Annotated in this window: 19 protein-coding genes; all 19 read left to right on the plus strand. The window is 41.7% G+C overall.

Translation table 11 applies throughout. From position 1 onward, the window contains the following. Positions 1–141 precede the first annotated feature (141 nt). The 19 genes from gpr to ACFPZG_RS12185 all read left to right on the plus strand — a co-directional run bounded on the left by gpr (position 142) and on the right by ACFPZG_RS12185 (position 20,044). On the plus strand, positions 142–1,185 hold the full coding sequence (gpr, locus tag ACFPZG_RS12095; RefSeq protein WP_317940767.1) for a GPR endopeptidase: 1,044 nt from the start codon (positions 142–144) through the stop codon (positions 1,183–1,185). Between the two features lie 42 nt (positions 1,186–1,227). Beyond that, complete coding sequence (spoIIP, locus tag ACFPZG_RS12100; RefSeq protein ID WP_317940766.1) at positions 1,228–2,064, plus strand: stage II sporulation protein P; 837 nt, start codon at positions 1,228–1,230, stop codon at positions 2,062–2,064. A gap of 195 nt (positions 2,065–2,259) precedes the next feature. Further along, positions 2,260–4,083, plus strand: coding sequence for a translation elongation factor 4 (gene lepA / locus ACFPZG_RS12105; RefSeq protein WP_283732241.1), 1,824 nt, complete (start codon positions 2,260–2,262; stop codon positions 4,081–4,083). A gap of 322 nt (positions 4,084–4,405) precedes the next feature. Then, complete coding sequence (hemW, locus tag ACFPZG_RS12110) at positions 4,406–5,539, plus strand: radical SAM family heme chaperone HemW (RefSeq protein ID WP_317940765.1); 1,134 nt, start codon at positions 4,406–4,408, stop codon at positions 5,537–5,539. Positions 5,540–5,635: 96 nt separating this feature from the next. Continuing rightward, positions 5,636–6,661 (plus strand): heat-inducible transcriptional repressor HrcA, encoded by a 1,026-nt coding sequence (hrcA, locus tag ACFPZG_RS12115; RefSeq protein WP_283732239.1) that lies wholly within the window; start codon positions 5,636–5,638, stop codon positions 6,659–6,661. 28 nt (positions 6,662–6,689) lie between these two features. Continuing rightward, positions 6,690–7,289, plus strand: a complete 600-nt coding sequence (gene grpE, locus ACFPZG_RS12120) for a nucleotide exchange factor GrpE (protein ID WP_283732238.1) — start codon at positions 6,690–6,692, stop codon at positions 7,287–7,289. A gap of 44 nt (positions 7,290–7,333) precedes the next feature. Further along, positions 7,334–9,175, plus strand: a complete 1,842-nt coding sequence (gene dnaK, locus ACFPZG_RS12125) for a molecular chaperone DnaK (RefSeq protein WP_283732237.1) — start codon at positions 7,334–7,336, stop codon at positions 9,173–9,175. 153 nt (positions 9,176–9,328) lie between these two features. Beyond that, on the plus strand, positions 9,329–10,456 hold the full coding sequence (dnaJ, locus tag ACFPZG_RS12130; RefSeq protein WP_317940764.1) for a molecular chaperone DnaJ: 1,128 nt from the start codon (positions 9,329–9,331) through the stop codon (positions 10,454–10,456). Between the two features lie 15 nt (positions 10,457–10,471). Beyond that, positions 10,472–11,416, plus strand: coding sequence for a 50S ribosomal protein L11 methyltransferase (gene prmA, locus ACFPZG_RS12135; protein ID WP_283732236.1), 945 nt, complete (start codon positions 10,472–10,474; stop codon positions 11,414–11,416). 3 nt (positions 11,417–11,419) lie between these two features. Beyond that, positions 11,420–12,160, plus strand: a complete 741-nt coding sequence (locus tag ACFPZG_RS12140) for a 16S rRNA (uracil(1498)-N(3))-methyltransferase (protein WP_283732235.1) — start codon at positions 11,420–11,422, stop codon at positions 12,158–12,160. Between the two features lie 16 nt (positions 12,161–12,176). Continuing rightward, positions 12,177–13,517, plus strand: coding sequence for a tRNA (N(6)-L-threonylcarbamoyladenosine(37)-C(2))-methylthiotransferase MtaB (mtaB, locus tag ACFPZG_RS12145; protein ID WP_283732234.1), 1,341 nt, complete (start codon positions 12,177–12,179; stop codon positions 13,515–13,517). 107 nt (positions 13,518–13,624) lie between these two features. Continuing rightward, positions 13,625–14,296, plus strand: a complete 672-nt coding sequence (gene deoC / locus ACFPZG_RS12150) for a deoxyribose-phosphate aldolase (RefSeq protein WP_283732233.1) — start codon at positions 13,625–13,627, stop codon at positions 14,294–14,296. A 150-nt stretch (positions 14,297–14,446) separates the two neighbouring features. Next, the gene (rpsU, locus tag ACFPZG_RS12155; protein ID WP_009496905.1) at positions 14,447–14,620 is read left to right on the plus strand and encodes a 30S ribosomal protein S21; all 174 of its coding nucleotides are present in this window, start codon (positions 14,447–14,449) and stop codon (positions 14,618–14,620) included. Positions 14,621–14,808: 188 nt separating this feature from the next. Then, positions 14,809–16,146 carry an NfeD family protein gene (locus tag ACFPZG_RS12160; protein WP_283732232.1) on the plus strand — a complete coding sequence of 446 codons (1,338 nt, stop codon included), beginning with the start codon at positions 14,809–14,811 and terminating at the stop codon, positions 16,144–16,146. Continuing rightward, on the plus strand, positions 16,146–17,153 hold the full coding sequence (floA, locus tag ACFPZG_RS12165) for a flotillin-like protein FloA (RefSeq protein ID WP_283732231.1): 1,008 nt from the start codon (positions 16,146–16,148) through the stop codon (positions 17,151–17,153). Before ACFPZG_RS12160 ends, floA begins: the two co-directional genes overlap by 1 nt. Positions 17,154–17,190: 37 nt before the next feature. Further along, a complete protein-coding gene (locus ACFPZG_RS12170; RefSeq protein WP_317940763.1) occupies positions 17,191–17,697 on the plus strand; it encodes a hypothetical protein in 507 nt (168 codons plus the stop codon). 47 nt (positions 17,698–17,744) lie between these two features. Beyond that, on the plus strand, positions 17,745–18,002 hold the full coding sequence (locus ACFPZG_RS12175) for a hypothetical protein (RefSeq protein WP_283732229.1): 258 nt from the start codon (positions 17,745–17,747) through the stop codon (positions 18,000–18,002). Next, the gene (locus tag ACFPZG_RS12180; RefSeq protein ID WP_317940762.1) at positions 17,992–19,092 is read left to right on the plus strand and encodes a sporulation protein YqfD; all 1,101 of its coding nucleotides are present in this window, start codon (positions 17,992–17,994) and stop codon (positions 19,090–19,092) included. Before ACFPZG_RS12175 ends, ACFPZG_RS12180 begins: the two co-directional genes overlap by 11 nt. Beyond that, complete coding sequence (locus ACFPZG_RS12185; RefSeq protein WP_317940761.1) at positions 19,085–20,044, plus strand: PhoH family protein; 960 nt, start codon at positions 19,085–19,087, stop codon at positions 20,042–20,044. The genes ACFPZG_RS12180 and ACFPZG_RS12185 overlap by 8 nt, the downstream gene beginning before the upstream one ends. The last annotated feature ends 51 nt before the right edge of the window (positions 20,045–20,095 follow it).

The raw sequence follows: 20,095 nt of genomic DNA on the forward strand, positions 1-20,095 counted from the left end.
CGCAAGAGTCTTTCCATAAGTAACTTCCGGATTCTCTTTACAACATTAACATTTTAGCAAAATCACTGGAAGAACGCAATAAAAATATGCAAAGAATATTTCCTTGACGCATCGTGCAAACTGCATATTGAGGTGATAACAATGGATAAATACGATTTTTACCGTACCGACCTATTAGTGGAAAACGAAGAAATGGTTCGCCACCGGACGGAAAAAGAAAAAGAAAAATTAAAGGAGTCCGAAGGCATCCAGTTCGATGAAACAAGAAAGGGCAGAGTGATTTTGACATCCGTCAAAATAAATGCCGAAGGTGAAAAAAGAATTGGGAAAAAAAGAGGCACTTATTTGACATTGACAAACCCAACCTTGACTCATACCGATCGCGAGGGACTTGAAGAAATGGGGGGATTGCTCAAATCGAAACTAACTGAAATGACCAAGGAAATAGCAAATCTGAAGAACGGCAAAATCCTTTTGGTCGGGTTAGGAAATAGAGAAGTGACACCTGACGCCGTTGGGCCGCTAACGATGGATCGATTAAAAGAGATTGTCCCTATGTATTACTCGGACGAAGGGAGCGAATTGTTTGTCTATGCGCCTGGCGTAACGATCCAGACGGGGTTAGAGACAGCCGATTTCGTTAAGGCGATAGTTCATGAAATCAAACCGGATGTTATAATCGTCGTTGATGCCTTAGCGGCAAGGGATAGTTCACGCTTATGTAAAACGATTCAAATGACAGACACAGGGATACATCCTGGTTCAGGCGTTGGAAATAGTCGAAAAGAGTTGTCGAAGGAAACATTGGGAATCCCGGTTATCGCAATTGGTATTCCGACTGTTGTCGACGGTCCTGTCTTAATTGCTGATGCTATAAATACATTGTTTAATTATATCGCGACCAAAATTGAAGAGGAAAGTCATCCATCCTCCCGGTTGTCTGTTTCAAATTGGTTGCATACTCCGAATAAGGATGCGGACAGGACGAAACTGATTCCTATATTTGGGGATTGGACATCATGGCCGCATGAGGAAAGGGTGCAATTATTTGAAGAGGTTTTATCCAACCATGATTTGAATACTTTTATCTCACCAAAAGAGATTGACTCCTGGGCAGCACTTTATGCAGAAATCTTAACTGACTCCATTAGCGAATGGATTCAAGAACTTAAAACAAGTCATTGACCCATTCCCCCCGGCATATAGTTGAAAAAGGGGGGATGTCGCATGAAGAAAAATATGCAAATATGGCTTGTAATCGTATTCGTTCTATTCCTATTCCCGGTAGTCATCCAATTTATACCGGAAGAATCCAAGATCTCCAATTCCAAAATAATTAAGGAAAATGCTCTTATCGTCTATGCATCCAACGTAGTGGCAGAGGAAGAGCCAGTCCCTGAGGTTGAAATTGAAGTCCAAACAGAATTGGAAACTGAAGAAGAACCGAAACTTGGAAAAGTATTACTTTATAATACGCACTCTACTGAGGCATACAAACCGATTACAAAAGCGATTGATGGGAAAATTGCCGTAAACCATCAAACTGAAAACGTAGTGAAAATGAGTGAAAAACTTAAAAGCCTACTGGAAATCAATAGCGTGGAAACTGATACACTAAATAAAGCAGTACCCTACTCACGCGCCTATAGGGAAATAAGGCCATTCGTCAAACAGCAAATTTCAGAAAATGAATATGATTTAATAATTGACATCCATCGGGATGATATAGGACCTGAAAAGTCGACGATTATTCATAAAGAAGAACGGTATGCAAAAATCGCATTTGTACTTGGTTTGGATAATCCATCCTATAAAGAGAATGAAGCGATTACGAAGAGATTGAATGCAATAATGGAAAAGAAGGTACCGGGCATCACGAGAGGTGTCATTCCGAAAGGTGGAGCAGGTGTCGATGGGAAGTATAACCAAGATCTTCACCCTAAGTTAGTTCTTTTAGAGTTAGGTGGAGTAGGGAACTCGGAAGACGAGTTGAACAGGACACTAACTGTCCTGTCAGAAGCAATCCTTGAAATGTTTGATGAAGAAGAGTTAGAACAGAAATGACAGGAGTTTCTGCTTCATGGATAGTTTCCATGGGGCTTTTTTCTTTTGAATTGGGCCAGGCTTTATCAAAGTGAACTCATCTGTTAAACTTAATTAGTTGAGCGTGATTAATGAAAATTAGGGAATAAGAATATGTAACATGTTTATCAGTTATTTGCTATAATGCAAATAGCTTATATAGGAGTGAACTGACAGATGAATCATGAGGAAAGATTGGCACGTCAAAAAAACATTAGAAACTTCTCTATCATTGCCCATATCGATCACGGGAAATCGACGTTGGCCGATCGCTTGTTGGAAAAGACTGAAACTGTGAGTTCGCGTGAAATGAAATCACAAACATTGGATTCAATGGATTTGGAGCGCGAGCGCGGAATTACGATTAAATTGAACGCAGTACAATTATCTTACACAGCGAAAAATGGCGAGGAGTATACGTTCCACTTAATCGATACTCCAGGGCACGTCGACTTTACGTATGAAGTGTCACGAAGCCTTGCAGCATGTGAAGGGGCTCTTCTTGTCGTTGACGCAGCCCAAGGAATTGAAGCGCAAACGTTGGCAAACGTTTACTTAGCGCTCGACAATGATCTTGAAATTTTGCCTGTTATTAATAAAATCGATTTACCAGCTGCGGATCCGGATAAAGTGAAAAAGGAAATTGAAGACGTAATTGGCCTGGATGCCTCCGAGGCAGTCCATGCATCTGCAAAAGCTGGTATCGGCATCGAGGAAATCCTTGAGCAGATTGTCGAAAAAGTACCCGCACCTACAGGTGATCCACAAGCACCGTTGAAAGCATTGATCTTCGACTCGCATTATGATCAATATAAAGGCGTTATTGTCAATATTCGGATTGTCGAAGGGACTGTTAAACCAGGTGATAAAATCCGCATGATGGCAACTGGAAAAGAATTCGAAGTCATTGAAACAGGAGTGTTCACACCGAATATTTCCTTGCGCGATGAATTATCTGTAGGCGATGTCGGTTTCCTTTCTGCAGCCATCAAAAATGTCGGAGATACACGCGTCGGTGACACAATCACGAATGCAAAAAATCAAGCCAGTGAACCGTTGCCGGGTTATCGTCGATTGAATCCAATGGTATTCTGCGGATTATACCCGATCGACTCGTCTAAATATGTCGATTTACGTGAAGCACTTGAGAAACTTGAGCTGAACGACTCAGCTTTGGAATACGAAGCAGAGACATCACAAGCGCTTGGCTTTGGATATCGATGCGGCTTCCTTGGATTACTCCATATGGAAATCATCCAGGAGCGGATTGAACGTGAGTTTAAGATTGATTTAATCACAACGGCTCCGAGTGTTATTTACAATGTTGTAACGACAGACGGAAAAGAATTGAAAGTGGATAATCCTTCGATGATGCCAGATGCACAGAAGGTTGACCACGTTGAAGAACCGTATGTGAAAGCATCGATCATGGTGCCGAATGAATACGTCGGCTCTGTCATGGAATTATGCCAGCATAAACGAGGTAACTTCATTACGATGGATTATTTGGATGCATCTCGCGTAAATATCATTTACGAATTGCCTCTCGCGGAAATCGTTTATGACTTTTTCGACCAATTAAAATCAGGTACTAAAGGTTATGCGTCATTTGACTATGAGCTGATTGGCTATAAAACATCGAAGCTTGTCAAAATGGATATTCTATTGAACGGAGAACAGGTCGACGCACTTAGCTTCATCGTGCATCGTGACTTCAGCTATGAGCGAGGCAAAGCGATTGTTGAAAAGTTGAGAAAACTCATTCCGCGTCAACAGTTTGAGGTGCCAGTCCAAGCTGCAATCGGTCAAAAGATTGTAGCGCGTTCAACGATTAAATCAATCGGTAAAAACGTTCTTGCAAAATGTTATGGCGGTGACATTTCCCGTAAACGAAAACTTCTTGAAAAGCAAAAAGAAGGTAAGAAGCGTATGAAACAGGTCGGATCGGTAGAAGTTCCGCAAGAAGCTTTCATGGCGGTCCTTAAAATGGATGAAGATTAACAAAAGCGAAAAGCGCCTGCATTGAAAAGGTTCGCAGTCTAAGTTCGCCGCGTCAAAGAGGAAGGTGACCTAAATGCGCGACATCGTGTCGCAACGGTCGCATGACTCGCATCCTGCGAGCCTCAACGACTGCATGACCGGCATCCTGCCGGCCTCAGGCATAAGGCGAAGATGCGGCGTGGCGCTTTTTGCCACATAGCAACTTTGACTTATGACCCGAGTCTCTGGCGCTCGGAGTCTGGACGATAATCATAAGAAGGGGGCCTACTTCAGGCTCCTTTTTTGCACTAACGGCATTGCCGAAAGAAAGGGGACACAACAAATGCGAGGCATGTATATCCATATTCCTTTCTGCCATCAAATTTGCCATTACTGCGATTTCAATAAAGTGTTTTTTAAAAATCAACCAGTTGACGAGTATATTGAATCGATAGGAAATGAATTATCCATAATGAAAGAAGAGGGTACTTCATTTAAAAGTCTTGAAACGGTTTTCTTAGGCGGAGGAACTCCGACAGCATTATCAGAAAACCAATTGGAACGTTTACTTGAAATAATCCATCAATATGTAGATGTTAGTTCCCTTAAAGAATTTTCCACTGAGGCAAATCCGGATGAATTGACTAACGGAAAGCTGTCTGTCTTGAAAAATGGCGGTGTTGGTCGACTGAGCATAGGTGTCCAGTCTTTTGACACGGAGCTTTTAAAGAGGATTGGTAGAACACATGGTGCAGATGATCCGATACGAGTAATAGAAAATGCCCGAAAAATAGGCTTTGAAAATATAAGCATCGATCTCATCTATGGTTTACCAGGACAAACCATCCAACAATGGGAGGATACACTTAATAAAGCACTATCCCTTGATCTTCCACACTACTCCGGGTATTCACTCATAGTGGAACCGAAAACTGTCTTTTATAACTTGATGAATAAAGGGAAGCTTCCTTTGCCCGGTGAAGATATGGAAACGTCCATGTTCTCAATGCTTATCGATCGTATGGAAGCTGCCGGTAGACGACAATATGAAATCAGTAATTTCTCTATTCAAGGAAAAGAATCCATACATAATCTAATCTATTGGGAGAATGATGAATATGCCGGGATAGGTGCCGGAGCGCACGGGTACTTGAATGGACAAAGGTATGCGAACATTGGCCCTTTGAAAAAGTACATGGAAAGCGCGGATAACGGAACACGACCGATCATGAATCAACAAGAAGTAACTAAAATCGAAGCAATGGAGGAAGAAATGTTCCTTGGCCTTCGAAAAACTGACGGAGTTTCATTCAATTCGTTTGAAATGAAGTTTGGTAAAACGTTACCTGAAGTTTATGGAGCCGTTATCAAAGAATTATCCAATAAAGGGCTCGTTCAGATTTCAGAAGAGCATATAAAATTGACAATCAAAGGTGTTTTTAGGGGCAATGAAGTATTCCAGGAATTTCTTCACTGATTGGGAGTTAATTCGTTGACACCGTTAAACTGATTTGATAAATTATGAATAGCATTAGCACTCGCTTATAAAGAGTGCTAACAGGAGTGATGATTAATGTTGACAAACAGACAATTGCTTATATTGCAACTGACGGTTAACGATTTCATCGAATCCGCTCAACCTGTCGGATCAAGGCAGTTATCTAAAAAACCTGAGGCCCCCTTTAGCCCCGCAACCATTCGCAATGAAATGGCTGATTTGGAGGATCTTGGTTATCTTGAAAAGACCCATACTTCATCGGGCAGGATTCCTTCCGAAAAAGGTTACCGTTTCTACGTTGACCATTTGTTGACACCGGAAAAGTTAACAGTGGAAGATAGCGTTCAAATCCGCTCTGTTTTCCAGAACAGTGTCGTGGAAACAGAAGAGCTGATCCGCAATTCTGCTAAAATCATATCTGAATTGACGAATTATACGTCAATCCTTTTAGGGCCAGACACATTGATGCACTCGGTGAAGAAGTTCTCAATTGTACCATTGGATGAAACTAAGGCTGTAGCCATTATTGTTACTGATAATGGACATGTAGAAAACCGGATTTTTGATGTGCCAAAAGGTATGGTGGCTTCGGATATTGAAAAGATGGTAAATATTTTAAACGAAAGGCTTGTCGGAACTCCATTGAGTCTCCTTCAGAACAAGCTTGCCCGGGAAGCAAAAATAGTGTTCGAACAGCATGTCCATCATGCGGGCGACCTATTTGCCTCGTTCCAACGGGCCATGACAATCAAACCAGAGGAACGACTCTATTTCGGCGGCAAAATGAATATGATGAAACAGCCGGAATTCAATGATCTTCAAAAAATGAAGATGTTATTCGAGTTCATGGAGAATGGAACAACCGCTTTTAACTTTTTCCGAGATGACACGAAGGGAATTCATGTACGGATCGGTTCGGAAAATGAACTGGATGCAATGGAAGATTGCAGTGTTATTACTGCGAATTATTCCGCTGGCCCTAATATGTCTGGATCCATAGCAATCATTGGACCGAAACGGATGGATTACGGAAGAGTCATTACGATGCTCGATATCTTAAGCGGTAATTTATCACAAGCATTGGAAAAAAACAGAAAATGAGTATCGGATTGGATAGGAGGAAAGATTTGTGACTGATAAAATGAATGAAGTTGAAAATGATGCTATCGAAAAGCAGGAGGAAGTAAGTACTGATTCAGCAGTTTTGGATGCCGAACAGGAAACGATTTCCGGATCCGATGAAAGTTTGGAAGAGACGAACGAAGTAATCGATGAAAAAGATGCAAAGATAAGTGAGTTGGAATCGAAGTTACAAGACGAGGAAAACAAGCTATTCCGTGTACTCGCTGATTTTGAAAATGCTAAAAGAAGAGCAACTCTTGATAAAGAAGCTTTGAATAAGTACAAAGCACAGAGTATCCTTACAAATCTATTGCCTGTGCTTGATAATTTTGAACGTGCTTTGGCTGTTGAAACAAAAACTGAAGAAGCACAGTCACTTATGACAGGCATGGATATGATATATCGCAGCCTTGTCGATGCACTAAAAGGCGAAGGACTTGTCGAAATCGAGGCATATGATAAAGAGTTCGATCCTAATTTCCATCAAGCGGTTATGACAGGCAGCGAACCTGATAAGTCTTCAGGCATCGTGCTTGAGGAACTTCAAAAAGGGTATATGTTAAAAGATCGTGTGCTTCGACCTTCCATGGTCAAAGTTAACGAATAACCCGTTAAATCTTTTAATTTGCATTATATTTAGGAGGAATACAAATGAGCAAAATTATCGGTATTGACTTAGGAACTACAAACTCTGTAGTAGCAGTATATGAAGGTGGAGAAGCAAAGGTCATTCCTAACCCGGAAGGCAATCGTACAACTCCATCTGTAGTAGCTTTTAAAAACGGCGAACGCCAAGTCGGTGAAGTGGCTAAGCGTCAATCCATTACAAACCCAAACACAATCATGTCCGTTAAAAGACATATGGGATCTGATTATAAAGTAAAAGTTGAAGATAAAGAATATACACCTCAAGAAGTTTCCGCAATGATCCTTCAATACATGAAAGGATATGCAGAAGAATACTTAGGTGAAAAAGTGACAAAAGCGGTCATTACTGTACCAGCTTATTTCAATGATGCACAACGCCAAGCAACAAAAGATGCTGGAACAATTGCAGGTCTTGAAGTAGAACGGATCATAAACGAGCCGACAGCGGCTGCATTGGCATACGGCTTAGATAAGACAGATGAAGATGAAACAATCCTTGTATACGACCTTGGTGGTGGTACATTCGACGTTTCTATCCTTGAACTTGGCGACGGCGTATTCCAAGTACGTGCGACAGCTGGAGACAATAAATTGGGCGGGGACGATTTTGACGATGTTATCATCGACTACCTTGTTCAAGAATTCCGTAAAGAAAACGCAATTGACCTTTCAAAAGACAAAATGGCGATGCAACGTTTGAAAGATGCAGCGGAAAAAGCGAAAAAGGACCTTTCCGGTGTAACTTCTACACAAATTTCCTTGCCGTTCATCACAGCTGGCGAAGCTGGTCCATTGCACCTTGAAATTTCATTAACGCGTGCTAAATTCGATGAATTGACAGCTCATTTAGTTGAACGTTCTATGGTACCAACACGCCAAGCGATGAAAGATGCTGATCTATCAGCGTCCGAAATTGACCGTGTTATCCTTGTTGGTGGTTCAACACGAATTCCAGCAGTCCAAGAAGCGATTAAGAAAGAAACTGGAAAAGAACCGTTCAAAGGTGTAAACCCAGACGAAGTTGTTGCAATGGGTGCAGCTGTTCAAGGTTCAATCATTCGTGGAGATGTGAAAGATGTTGTATTGCTTGACGTCACACCACTTTCACTTGGTATTGAAACAATGGGAAGCGTATTTACAAAATTGATCGAAAGAAATACGACAATCCCTACAAGTAAGTCACAAGTATTCTCAACAGCTGCGGATAACCAACCTGCTGTTGACATCCATGTCTTGCAAGGTGAGCGTCCGATGGCTTCAGACAATAAAACACTTGGCCGCTTCCAATTGACAGATATTCCACCAGCTCCACGTGGAATTCCACAAATTGAAGTGACATTTGATATCGACAAAAACGGTATTGTTACAGTTAAAGCGAAAGATCTTGGTACTCAGAAAGAGCAAAATATTACAATCCAATCAAGCTCAGGTCTATCTGATGACGAAATCGAGCGCATGGTGAAAGACGCCGAAGCGAACGCTGAAGACGACAAGAAACGTAAAGAGGAAGCAGATTTGAAAAATGACGCGGACCAACTCGTTTTCATGGCTGAAAAGACATTGAAGGATCTCGAAGGCAAAGTATCCGAAGACGAAGTGAAAAAAGTTGAGGATGCAAAAGCAGAATTGAAAGCGGCTATTGAAGCTAACAATTTGGATGATATGCGTACGAAGAAAACAGCTTTGGAAGAAATCGTGCAACAAATGACGATGAAATTATATGAACAAGCTGCTGCAGACGCACAAGCTCAAGATGGAGCGGGTGAAGATGTTAGCGGCAAGCCGCAAGATGATGGCGTTGTAGATGCTGATTTTGAAGAAGTTGAAGATGATAAGAAAAACTAATTGAACGATCGATTGACGGAAAAGTCAAAGTCCGATATTCCGGCTTTGGCTTTTTCTTTTGGTAAAGGTTCTTCACGTGTTACAATTAGTCGAGCTTTTAGCCGAATTGAATAATATAAAATAGTGTCGATTGATTTATGGGAGTGTGGAATAATGAGTAAACGAGATTTTTACGAAGTGCTTGGCGTTTCGAAATCAGCAAGCAAAGAAGAAATAAGGAAAGCTTATAGGAAACTATCGAAACAATATCACCCTGACTTGAATAAAGAAGCAGGAGCAGAAGATAAGTTTAAAGAAGTAACAGAAGCATTTGAAACATTGAGTGATGAAAGCAAACGTGCAAATTACGACAGATTTGGTCATTCAGACCCTAACCAAGGATTTGGTGGATTCGGAGGCGGAGGATCAGCAGACGGATTCGGATTCGAAGATATTTTCAGCACGTTTTTTGGAGGCGGAAGCACAAGACGTCGTGATCCAAACGCCCCAAGAAAAGGCGATGATCTTCAATATACAATGACAATCGATTTCATGGAAGCGGTTTTCGGTAAAGAAACCGAAGTCGAATTGCCAAAAGAAGAGACATGTGATACTTGTGATGGATCAGGTGCTAAAAAAGGAACACCTGTCAACACTTGTTCGCACTGTGGTGGATCTGGACAGATTTCAGTGACACAAAATACGCCTCTTGGTCAGATGGTAAATCGCCGTACATGTCCACATTGTCAAGGTACAGGGAAAATTATCCCTGAAAAATGTAACACATGCCATGGTTCAGGAAGAGTGACAAAACGGAAGAAGATTAAAGTAACTATTCCTGCTGGAGTTGATGACGGACAGCAACTGCGAGTATCCGGTCAAGGCGAAGCTGGAGTAAATGGCGGACCTTCTGGGGATCTGTACATTGTATTCCGGGTCAGAGAACATGAAAGTTTCGTCCGTGAAGGTGATGATATTTACCTTGAAGTGCCTGTTACATTCCCGCAATTGGCGCTTGGTGATGAAATCGAAGTGCCGACCGTACATGGGAATGTGAAATTGAAAGTACCTGCTGGGACACAAACAGGAACGAACTTCCGTTTACGCGGAAAAGGAGTAAAAAATGTCCATGGTCACGGACAAGGCGACCAACACGTAATTATCAAAGTAGTTACTCCTAAGAAAATGACCGAAAAACAAAAGGAACTACTTCGTGAATTCGCTTCTATCGGAGGCAACTCACCAGATGAATACTCAAGCTCTCTTTTTGACAAAATTAAACGAACACTAAAAGGCGACTGAAAGGGATGAATGTAGTTGAAGTGGTCTGAAATCTCCATCCATACAACACATGAAGCGACCGAAGCGGTTGCCAATATCTTGCATGAAGCAGGAGCAAGTGGTGTCATAATCGAAGATTCAAATGAACCCGATCGCATCCATGAAGATCGTTTCGGGGAAATCTATGAGTTGAAAAAAGAGGATTTTCCTGCTGAGGGTGTCATTGTCAAAGCTTATTTACCTGCCAATAGCTTTTTAATAGAAACTGTAAAAGAAATTAGTGAATCCGTAGACAAATTAGTTGAGTATGGCTTAGATGTCGGTATCAATTTGGTTCAAACAAGTGAAGTGGATGAAGAAGATTGGGCTACTGCTTGGAAGAAATATTATCATCCAGTGAAAATCTCTAGCAGGTTCACAATCGTGCCTACTTGGGAAGATTATGAACCGGTTGAATCTGATGAATTGATTATTGAACTGGATCCAGGGATGGCATTCGGAACTGGAACTCACCCAACAACCGTCCTCTGTCTACAGGCACTTGAAAAATACGTTAAAAAAGGTGACTCTGTCATTGACGTTGGAACCGGTTCAGGTGTATTGTCAATCGGCGCAGCCCTACTTGGTGCATCACATGTTCATGCACTCGATCTTGATGAAGTCGCTGTAACTGCGGCAAAAGAAAATATAGAATTGAATAATGTCCAAAACATTGTGGAAGTCACTCACGGAAACTTATTAGACTCTGTGAAGGATCCAGCTTCAATAATTGTCGCCAATATTCTTGCGGAAGTGATCATGACGTTTACGGAAGACGCATATTCTATCTTGCCTGACAATGGACTGTTCATAGTATCGGGAATCATTGCCCAAAAACGTGACCTTGTAAGGGATGATCTTATTGAAAAAGGCTTTGAAATTGTTGAGTCAATATTAATGGAAGATTGGGTTGCAATTATCGCATCCAAAAGGGGAGTGTAACGGTTGCAACGCTATTTTCTTGACTCTCCTTTCGACGTAGATGGAAAAGCAATGATTCAAGGAGAAGATGGTAAACATATTGTCAAGGTCATGAGGATGAATGTAGGGGATCGAATCATCGCCGTCACTGATGGTGAGGCATTTATCTCAGAAATCATAGAACTATTTTCTGACGGGGTTCTTATCAGTTGTAATGAAGGGCCACTATCATCCAATGAAATGCCGGTTCAAGTGTCTATTGCTTGCGGTTTACCAAAAGGGGATAAGCTTGACTTGATTGTCCAAAAAGGAACTGAGCTTGGCATGAAAGCGATTATTCCATTTGAAGCAGAACGATCTATTGTTAAATGGGATAGTAAAAAAGGCGATAAGAAAGTGGATCGGTTACGTAAAATTGCAAAAGAAGCAGCAGAACAATGTCACCGGACTGTTATCCCGAATGTGAAACCTCCTCTGTCTTTCAAACAGCTTTTAGTCGAAGCCGAAAACTATGATGTACGGTTATTTGCTGATGAAGAGGATGCAAAAAGTGCTGAACCCAATAGGATTGCAGATAGGCTTAAAAACGTGTATCATAAACAAACGGTAATAGTTGTTTTCGGGCCTGAAGGTGGGTTATCCAGAAAAGAGGCGGACTCGTTAGTCTCTGCTGGATTTCTCTCGGTATCATTAGGACCCCGTATTCTTAGGACGGAAACAGCCCCTTTATATCTATTGTCCGCAGTGTCTTACGAATTTGAATGAAAGAGGTGAGCAGCTAGTGTCTTCTGTTGCTTTTCATACATTAGGCTGCAAAGTGAATCATTATGAAACGGAAGCGATCTGGCAACTTTTCAAGGAATCTGGCTACGACCGTTCCGATTTCGAGAAAAATGCAGACGTCTATGTTATCAATACATGTACGGTTACGAATACTGGCGATAAGAAAAGCCGTCAAGTCATTCGAAGGGCAGTGCGTAGAAATCCGGATGCCGTTATTTGTGTTACGGGCTGTTACGCCCAGACATCTCCAGCTGAAATCATGGCAATTCCTGGGGTCGATATTGTTGTCGGTACACAGGATCGTACGAAGTTATTAGGTCTCATCGATGAGTACCGAAGCGAACGTCAACCAATCAATGCTGTCCGCAATATTATGAAAAACAGGGTTTATGAAGAGCTTGACGTCCCTGCATTTACGGACCGTACACGTGCATCTTTGAAAATCCAGGAAGGCTGCAACAACTTCTGCACCTTCTGTATTATTCCTTGGGCACGAGGCCTAATGCGTTCAAGGGACCCCGAAGAAGTCATCCGACAAGCTCAACAGCTTGTTGATGCCGGCTATCTTGAAATCGTCCTTACGGGTATCCATACGGGTGGCTATGGAGAAGATTTGAAAGACTATAACCTGGCCCGTCTGTTACGCGATCTTGAAACGAAAGTAAAAGGCTTGAAAAGGCTTCGCATCAGCTCCATCGAAGCAAGTCAATTAACTGATGAAGTGATTGATGTTCTTCGAAATTCTTCTGTTATTGTGCGCCATTTGCATATCCCGATTCAATCAGGATCCAATACAGTGCTTAAACGTATGAGAAGAAAATATACAATGGAGTTTTTCGCGGAACGATTGGATCGTTTACGTGAAGCGTTGCCGAATCTTGCAATCACATCTGACGTCATCGTTGGTTTCCCGGGTGAGTCTGAAGAGGAATTCATGGATACGTATAATTTCATCAGAGACCACAGATTCTCTGAATTACATGTATTCCCTTATTCGAAACGGACAGGAACACCTGCTGCGCGCATGGAAGATCAAATAGATGAAGATGTGAAAAACGAACGTGTTCACCGTTTAATCGAATTGAACGATCAATTGGCGAAACAATATGCTTCTGAATTCGAAAATGAAGTACTCGAAGTCATCCCGGAAGAAAAGTACAAGCTTGATCCTGAAAGTGGCTTGTATGAAGGGTATACTGATAATTATTTGAAAGTTGCTTTCCAAGCAGATGAGTCAATGGTCGGGAAAATTGTTAAAGTGAAGATTGTCAAAGCGGGTTATCCATATAACGAAGGGCAATTCGTGCGCGTTGTCGAATCAGACGAAGCGCTTGTATAATTTTTAGAAAACAGTCTATCCTTACGGGTGGACTGTTTTTTAATGCAGAGGAAAACAATTTTTGTTATGATGAAGAGGTACATACAACTCAAGGAGGATTATTTACATTGAATAAAAATTATGCATCGTATATTGATCATACATTACTGAAAGCTGACGCAAAAAAGGAAGAAATCGTTTTATTATGTGAAGAAGCGAAAACTTATTCATTCGCATCGGTCTGTGTCAATCCAGCGTGGGTAAAAACAGCCTCGGAACTTCTTGAAGGGACAGACGTGAAAGTTTGTACAGTCATCGGATTTCCACTTGGTGCATCAACATCAGAGGTAAAAGCATTTGAAACGAAAGATGCGATTGGCAATGGTGCAACTGAAATCGATATGGTTATAAATATCGGCGCTTTAAAAAGCGGAGATGATGAAAAAGTTGGACAAGACATTGCAAGCGTAGTAGAAGCAGCAAAAGGAAAAGCGATTGTTAAAGTAATCATTGAAACTTCTTTGCTTACTGACCAGGAAAAGCGCAAGGCTTCTGAATTATCACGTGCAGCTGGAGCTGATTTCGTTAAAACGTCAACTGGCTTCTCTACAGGCGGTGCGACTGAGGAAGATGTAAAGTTGATGCGTGGAGTAGTTGGGCCGGAAATGGGTGTGAAAGCATCCGGAGGAGTTCGTAACTTTGAGGATATGCAAAAAATGATTAATGCCGGCGCAACACGCATTGGAGCAAGTTCAGGCGTTAAAATCATGCAAGGATTACAAAGCGATTCTGATTATTGATAGGTTTGGGACGATTACAAAGGCATTCACCTATTTTGGATAGATATTTTGAAAGTTTTTTATTGACCGTTTTGTAATAGTACGTTATAATTTTTTAGTACAAGGGTATCACCTTGTTTCGAAGTGTGCTCGGAGGGAGGGACAAGAGATATGACGAAAACTGTCGTTCGCAAAAATGAATCGCTTGAAGACGCTCTTCGCCGCTTCAAACGTACTGTATCAAAAAGTGGTACAATACAAGAGGTAAGAAAGCGCGAGTTCTACGAGAAACCAAGTGTCAAACGTAAAAAGAAGTCTGAGGCTGCTCGTAAGCGTAAATTCTAATATCTGTCCATATTGAACTAACAATTAAAGCTTGTTTATTATGAAACCGGAACTTCCTTTGGAATTTCCGGTTTTTTATATGCGTTTTCGCAAATAATATTTTAAAACATCTAATAGAGTGAAACTTAATACCATTACCATACGTAAAGAAGGTATAATTGTAAGTAGAGAAAGGGGTGAACATAAAGATGCATAAAATGATAGGAAAGTTCATCCTGTTCATTTTATTTTTATCTATGATTTCTGTTCCTTTTGCACAAACGTCAGCCGCGGTTGACAAAGTCTACCATGTGAAAATTGATGAGGCTGTAGAAAAAGGCCTTTATGCGTATCTAAAACGATCCTTCCGTGAAGCTGAGGATGCAAATGCCAAAGCGATCATCCTTGAAATCAATACAAATGGAGGTTTTACCGACGCGGCGGGCGAGATTGCAAAGCTGATGAGTGAGACAGAGCCTGATATCATAGCCTTTATCAATTACAAGGCAATTTCAGCAGGGGCATACATCGCACTTTATGCTGATCAGATCTATATGTCACCGAATGGTAAAATCGGCGCTGCACAAGTGATTGAGGGTTCTGGTAATGCCGCGGATGATAAGGCACATAGTCTATGGGTTGCTGAAATGAAAAGCGCAGCCGAATCTCATGGTCGTAATCCGGAATTTGCGATTGCAATGGCTGAACCGTCAGTTGACCTTGAGCAGTATCGTGCAGGACCTGGCAAGCTGTTGACACTTACAGCAAGCGAAGCGGTAAGTGAGGAAGTCGGATATAGTGAAGGAACCGTCTCTTCATTGGATGAACTTTTAAAATTGAATGGACTGCAAGATGCAGAAATCATTGCAACAAAAGTGTCATTTGCTGAAGGGATTGTACGTTTCATTACACATCCGATCGTTGTACCAATCTTGCTATCAATTGCAGGACTCGGCCTTGTAGTGGAACTTTATTCTCCTGGTTTCGGGGTTCCTGGGACGATGGCGATCAGCTCATTGATGTTATTCTTTTTCGGACATCTTATCGCCGGCTTGGCAGGTTATGAGACGCTGATCCTTTTTGGCATAGGTGTCATTCTTATTATATTGGAGCTTTTCCTACCAGGTGGAATTGCCGGGACCCTTGGTGCGATTGCGGTTGTTGTTAGTATCATTTTGGCAGGTGGCAATCCGATGTACATGGCTTATTCTGTTCTTATCGCGATTGCTGTTGCCGTCATTGGGATGGTGATCATAATGAAGTTTTTTGGAAAAAGGTTGCACTTGCTTAATAAGATGGTGCTGATGGATTCAACAGATACCGATAGCGGGTATGTCTCGAACGTCAATCGGACTGAACTGTTAGGTAAGAAAGCCAAAACTATCACTCCTCTCAGACCAGCGGGAACGATTGATATGAATGGAGAACGAATTGATGTTGTTTCCCAAGGAAGTTACATCGACAAAGGTAAACATGTTATTATAGTGAAGGTTGAAGGATCCCGGATTGTTGTCAGGGAATCTGAAAAAAAGGGGGAAAATGAATAATGGGAGCACTTGCAGGAGGTTTACTTATTCCGGGATTAATCATCATCGGGGCAATCATTGTACTGTCAGTATTTTTCACACTTGTTCCTGTAACGCTATGGATTTCGGCGTTGGCAGCAGGTGTACGAGTTAGTATTTTCACGTTAATCGGTATGCGTTTACGTCGGGTAATTCCAAGCAGGGTCGTAAATCCGCTTATTAAGGCGCATAAAGCTGGTTTGAATGTTGGAATCAATCAACTTGAGAGCCATTACCTTGCTGGTGGTAACGTCGACCGTGTTGTCAATGCATTAATTGCTGCACACCGTGCTAATATAGAGTTGACTTTCGAACGTGCTGCTGCAATCGATCTTGCTGGTCGTGATGTTCTTGAAGCGGTACAAATGTCAGTTAACCCGAAAGTCATCGAAACACCATTCATCGCAGGTGTTGCACTTAACGGGATTGAAGTTAAAGCGAAAGCTCGTATTACAGTACGTGCCAACATCGACCGGCTTGTCGGTGGTGCAGGTGAAGAAACAGTTGTTGCACGTGTTGGTGAAGGTATTATTTCAACAATCGGTGCGTCTATCGACCATGCGAAAGTGTTGGAAAATCCGGATTTGATTTCTCAGACTGTATTGGCAAAAGGACTTGACTCCGGTACGGCTTTCGAAATCTTATCCATCGATATCGCGGACGTTGACATCGGTAAAAACATCGGTGCAGAGCTTCAAACTGAACAAGCGATGGCTGATAAGAATATTGCACAAGCTAAAGCCGAAGAACGCCGTGCAATGGCTGTTGCGAACGAACAGGAAATGAAAGCGAGAGTCCAAGAGATGCGCGCGAAAGTGGTCGGAGCTGAGGCTGAAGTACCTTTAGCGATGGCTGAAGCACTCCGTACTGGCAATATCGGCATCATGGACTATATGAATTATAAAAATATCCAAGCGGATACAGGAATGCGTGAATCCATCAGCAAAATTGGTGGAGATCAGCCAAAACCGGATGCAAAGAAAGAGTGACGTTTGAGCATAAAATTCCCGGAAAGGGGATGCACAGATGGAAACGTTGATCATAGCAGTTGTCTTGGGATTCATCAGTATGCTCTTCAAAGGGAAAAAACCTGGTGAAGAATCGAAGACACAAACAAAACGGCCCTCTACACAATCGAAACAACAGCAATGGCCATCTGCGAAACCAGATACACGTGCACAAGATCCATTGCGAAGATTAAAAGAGATGTCCCAAGAGATGTATAAAGAAATTCAACGGGAGTTTCAAACGGAAATTGATGAACCGCCAAGCAGGCAAACTGAACCGGCAAATATGTCGAAAATGGTTCCTGTCGAGGAGAAACCTCAAGAGATTTCAAAGCCTTCTCAACGTAGAGAAAGGGAAAAGCCATCTCAGAAAAATACCCACCGAGGCAGACTCTCTACTCATCAAGGTGAAGCAGTTTGGGAAAAACCTGTTGAACAGTCCCATATGATTCCCCAAAACGAACAGGATCTTATCAAGGGCATCATCTTCTCTGAAATTTTAGGACCGCCTAAATCAAAACAATAATCATCGACCCCCTATCCAAATCATAGGCTTGGATAGGGGGTTTTATCATGAAAAATTTATTTAAAATGAACTCTTCAGTAACAATTGATGAATTTGTCGTTATTCGTATCACGGGTCCTTATACTCTATTGAAACTCGGCCCCGATTACGCAGCAGTTCGAAGTGGGGATCATGTCATTGAAGCAACAGGGGAAGATCTTATCGTTGAGACCTTATCAGAGGAATTGGCGGTGTTCTCTTTTGAGGCCATTTCAACGGTATCCATGAAGGAAGTTAAGGATGGACAGGGCGCCTATGATTCATAAAAGATACGAAGTCATTTTAACGGGCAAAACTGATCCATCCAGGTTTTTAGGTTTCCTCGCAAGGTCTGGGGTCAAGATTACAGGGATAACAGAATCGGATGACAAAATCCGATTCCAAACTGACAAGAAAGGCATCCAATTCATACGGAATAATAGGCGTCGATATAGGATGAAGGTATCTATAAAAAGGCCAGATGAAGGATCCGTGGAACAGCGGCTATTTACCTCTTTCCGGTTTTTGATAGCATGCCTAATTCCTTTAATCGCATCAATGTTTCTTTGGGAAATAGAGATTGAATCGGATATGCCAGAAGTGGCTGAACGAATTGAAATTAAATTGGATAAAGCGTCAATTTCAAAATTTCGGCCCCTTTCCACAATTCCTGATGAAGGAGAAATTAGACGAGCGCTAATGCTTGACGATCCATCACTATCCTGGGTTAGATTCAAAAGATCAGGAAGTACATTGACAATCACCCCAATGTTATCACCGAAGTTGAACGACAAAGTTGAAAAAGATGGTCCGCCCTCCGATTTAATCGCAAGAACCGGTGGGGTTATTACAAGCTTTCGATTAAGTAGGGGGGAGAGGGTGGCCCACGTCTTCCAAACAGTGAAGAAAGGGGATTTGCTGGTGACTGGCACTTTGGTACAGGGGGATAAGACGACAGTTGTAGGTGCGGAGGGTTCAGTGTTTGCCGATTTTTGGACAGAATACACGTTTAAAATCCCGAAAACAATAGACTACCAGTTGTTAGGTGAAGAGAACGTAATCGTTCATTGGCAATCCCCAATTGTTTGGAAAAAAGAAGGTATTCCATCTTTCCGATCCTTTATAAAAACTGAACATGTCCGAGAAGACCGAATTGAACAGTTTGAATTAACTGAAGACATGGGAGAATCCATCATCCTTCCATTAATAAAACACAAAATCTTAAATGATTCACAGTCCAATCTCATCATTAAAGATGAAAACATTTTACACTTGACGTTCGGAAGTGATACAGTTGAGGGGACTATATTATTTTTAATGAATGAAAATATAGCGGTTAGAAGACCGATTCCCAAGGAGACTGAAACTATTGAGTGAACAAGTAATTCAACTTCATATTGAGGAACCAAATGAAGCGGTTATGCTTTTAGGCATTTCTGATCAGAATTTGAAAATGATTGAAGAGTCAATGAGTATTTCTATCCTGACACGGGGCGATACGATTTCATTGGCGGGTGAAGAAAAAGACATCCAAGCAGGAAAGTTCTTACTTGAGCAACTCTTAAAGGTCATACGAAAAGGAATCAACATTAACTTGCGGGATATTTCTACAGCCATCGAAATGGTGAAGAATGGAACAATTGAATATTTTTCAGAACTGTATGACGAAGAAGTTGCGAGAACTACAAAAGGAAAAGCAATCCGTGCAAAGACGATTGGTCAGCGTGAATATATCCATGCGATACGGAAAAATGACCTTGTTTTTTGCATTGGTCCAGCAGGGACAGGAAAGACATATCTTGCCGTAGTTCTAGCTGTGCAAGCTATGAAAACTGGCAGTGTCAAAAAGATAATTTTGACGAGACCAGCTGTGGAAGCTGGAGAAAGTCTTGGTTTCCTTCCAGGGGATCTAAAAGAAAAGGTCGATCCTTATTTACGTCCTCTGTATGACGCTCTACATGATGTCTTAGGGGCAGAACACACTGAACGACTAATGGAGAGGGGAGTCATTGAAATTGCTCCCCTGGCCTATATGAGGGGCCGTACGCTCGATGATGCTTTCGTAATTCTTGATGAGGCCCAGAATACAACAAAGGCTCAAATGAAAATGTTTCTGACACGACTTGGCTTCGGGTCTAAAATGGTGATTACGGGGGATAAAACCCAAATTGACTTGCCTAAAGGAATCGGATCAGGGCTAATTGCATCGGAATCGATTTTGAAAAATGTATCTGAAATACACTTCCAGTACCTTGAGCAGGGTGATGTTGTACGCCACCCAATTGTTGCAAAAATCATTGAAGCTTATGAAAGTGAGCAGTCATCTTAAAGTGGCTGCTCTTTCAGTATTTTTATAAACAACAGTAAAAAGATATAAGGG

The sequence above is a fragment of the Sporosarcina thermotolerans genome, assembly GCF_042658975.1.
Classification (GTDB): domain Bacteria; phylum Bacillota; class Bacilli; order Bacillales_A; family Planococcaceae; genus Sporosarcina; species Sporosarcina thermotolerans.

What these genes read in the sequence shown, in the direction of transcription:
- hrcA (WP_283732239.1), top strand. Translation starts at nt 5,636, where the DNA reads ATGTTGACAAACAGACAATTGCTTATATTGCAACTGACGGTTAACGAT.
- floA (WP_283732231.1), top strand. Translation starts at nt 16,146, where the DNA reads ATGGGAGCACTTGCAGGAGGTTTACTTATTCCGGGATTAATCATCATC.
- ACFPZG_RS12160 (WP_283732232.1), top strand. Translation starts at nt 14,809, where the DNA reads ATGCATAAAATGATAGGAAAGTTCATCCTGTTCATTTTATTTTTATCT.
- hemW (WP_317940765.1), top strand. Translation starts at nt 4,406, where the DNA reads ATGCGAGGCATGTATATCCATATTCCTTTCTGCCATCAAATTTGCCAT.
- lepA (WP_283732241.1), top strand. Translation starts at nt 2,260, where the DNA reads ATGAATCATGAGGAAAGATTGGCACGTCAAAAAAACATTAGAAACTTC.
- rpsU (WP_009496905.1), top strand. Translation starts at nt 14,447, where the DNA reads ATGACGAAAACTGTCGTTCGCAAAAATGAATCGCTTGAAGACGCTCTT.
- ACFPZG_RS12180 (WP_317940762.1), top strand. Translation starts at nt 17,992, where the DNA reads ATGATTCATAAAAGATACGAAGTCATTTTAACGGGCAAAACTGATCCA.
- ACFPZG_RS12175 (WP_283732229.1), top strand. Translation starts at nt 17,745, where the DNA reads ATGAAAAATTTATTTAAAATGAACTCTTCAGTAACAATTGATGAATTT.
- dnaJ (WP_317940764.1), top strand. Translation starts at nt 9,329, where the DNA reads ATGAGTAAACGAGATTTTTACGAAGTGCTTGGCGTTTCGAAATCAGCA.
- ACFPZG_RS12170 (WP_317940763.1), top strand. Translation starts at nt 17,191, where the DNA reads ATGGAAACGTTGATCATAGCAGTTGTCTTGGGATTCATCAGTATGCTC.
- dnaK (WP_283732237.1), top strand. Translation starts at nt 7,334, where the DNA reads ATGAGCAAAATTATCGGTATTGACTTAGGAACTACAAACTCTGTAGTA.
- spoIIP (WP_317940766.1), top strand. Translation starts at nt 1,228, where the DNA reads ATGAAGAAAAATATGCAAATATGGCTTGTAATCGTATTCGTTCTATTC.
- gpr (WP_317940767.1), top strand. Translation starts at nt 142, where the DNA reads ATGGATAAATACGATTTTTACCGTACCGACCTATTAGTGGAAAACGAA.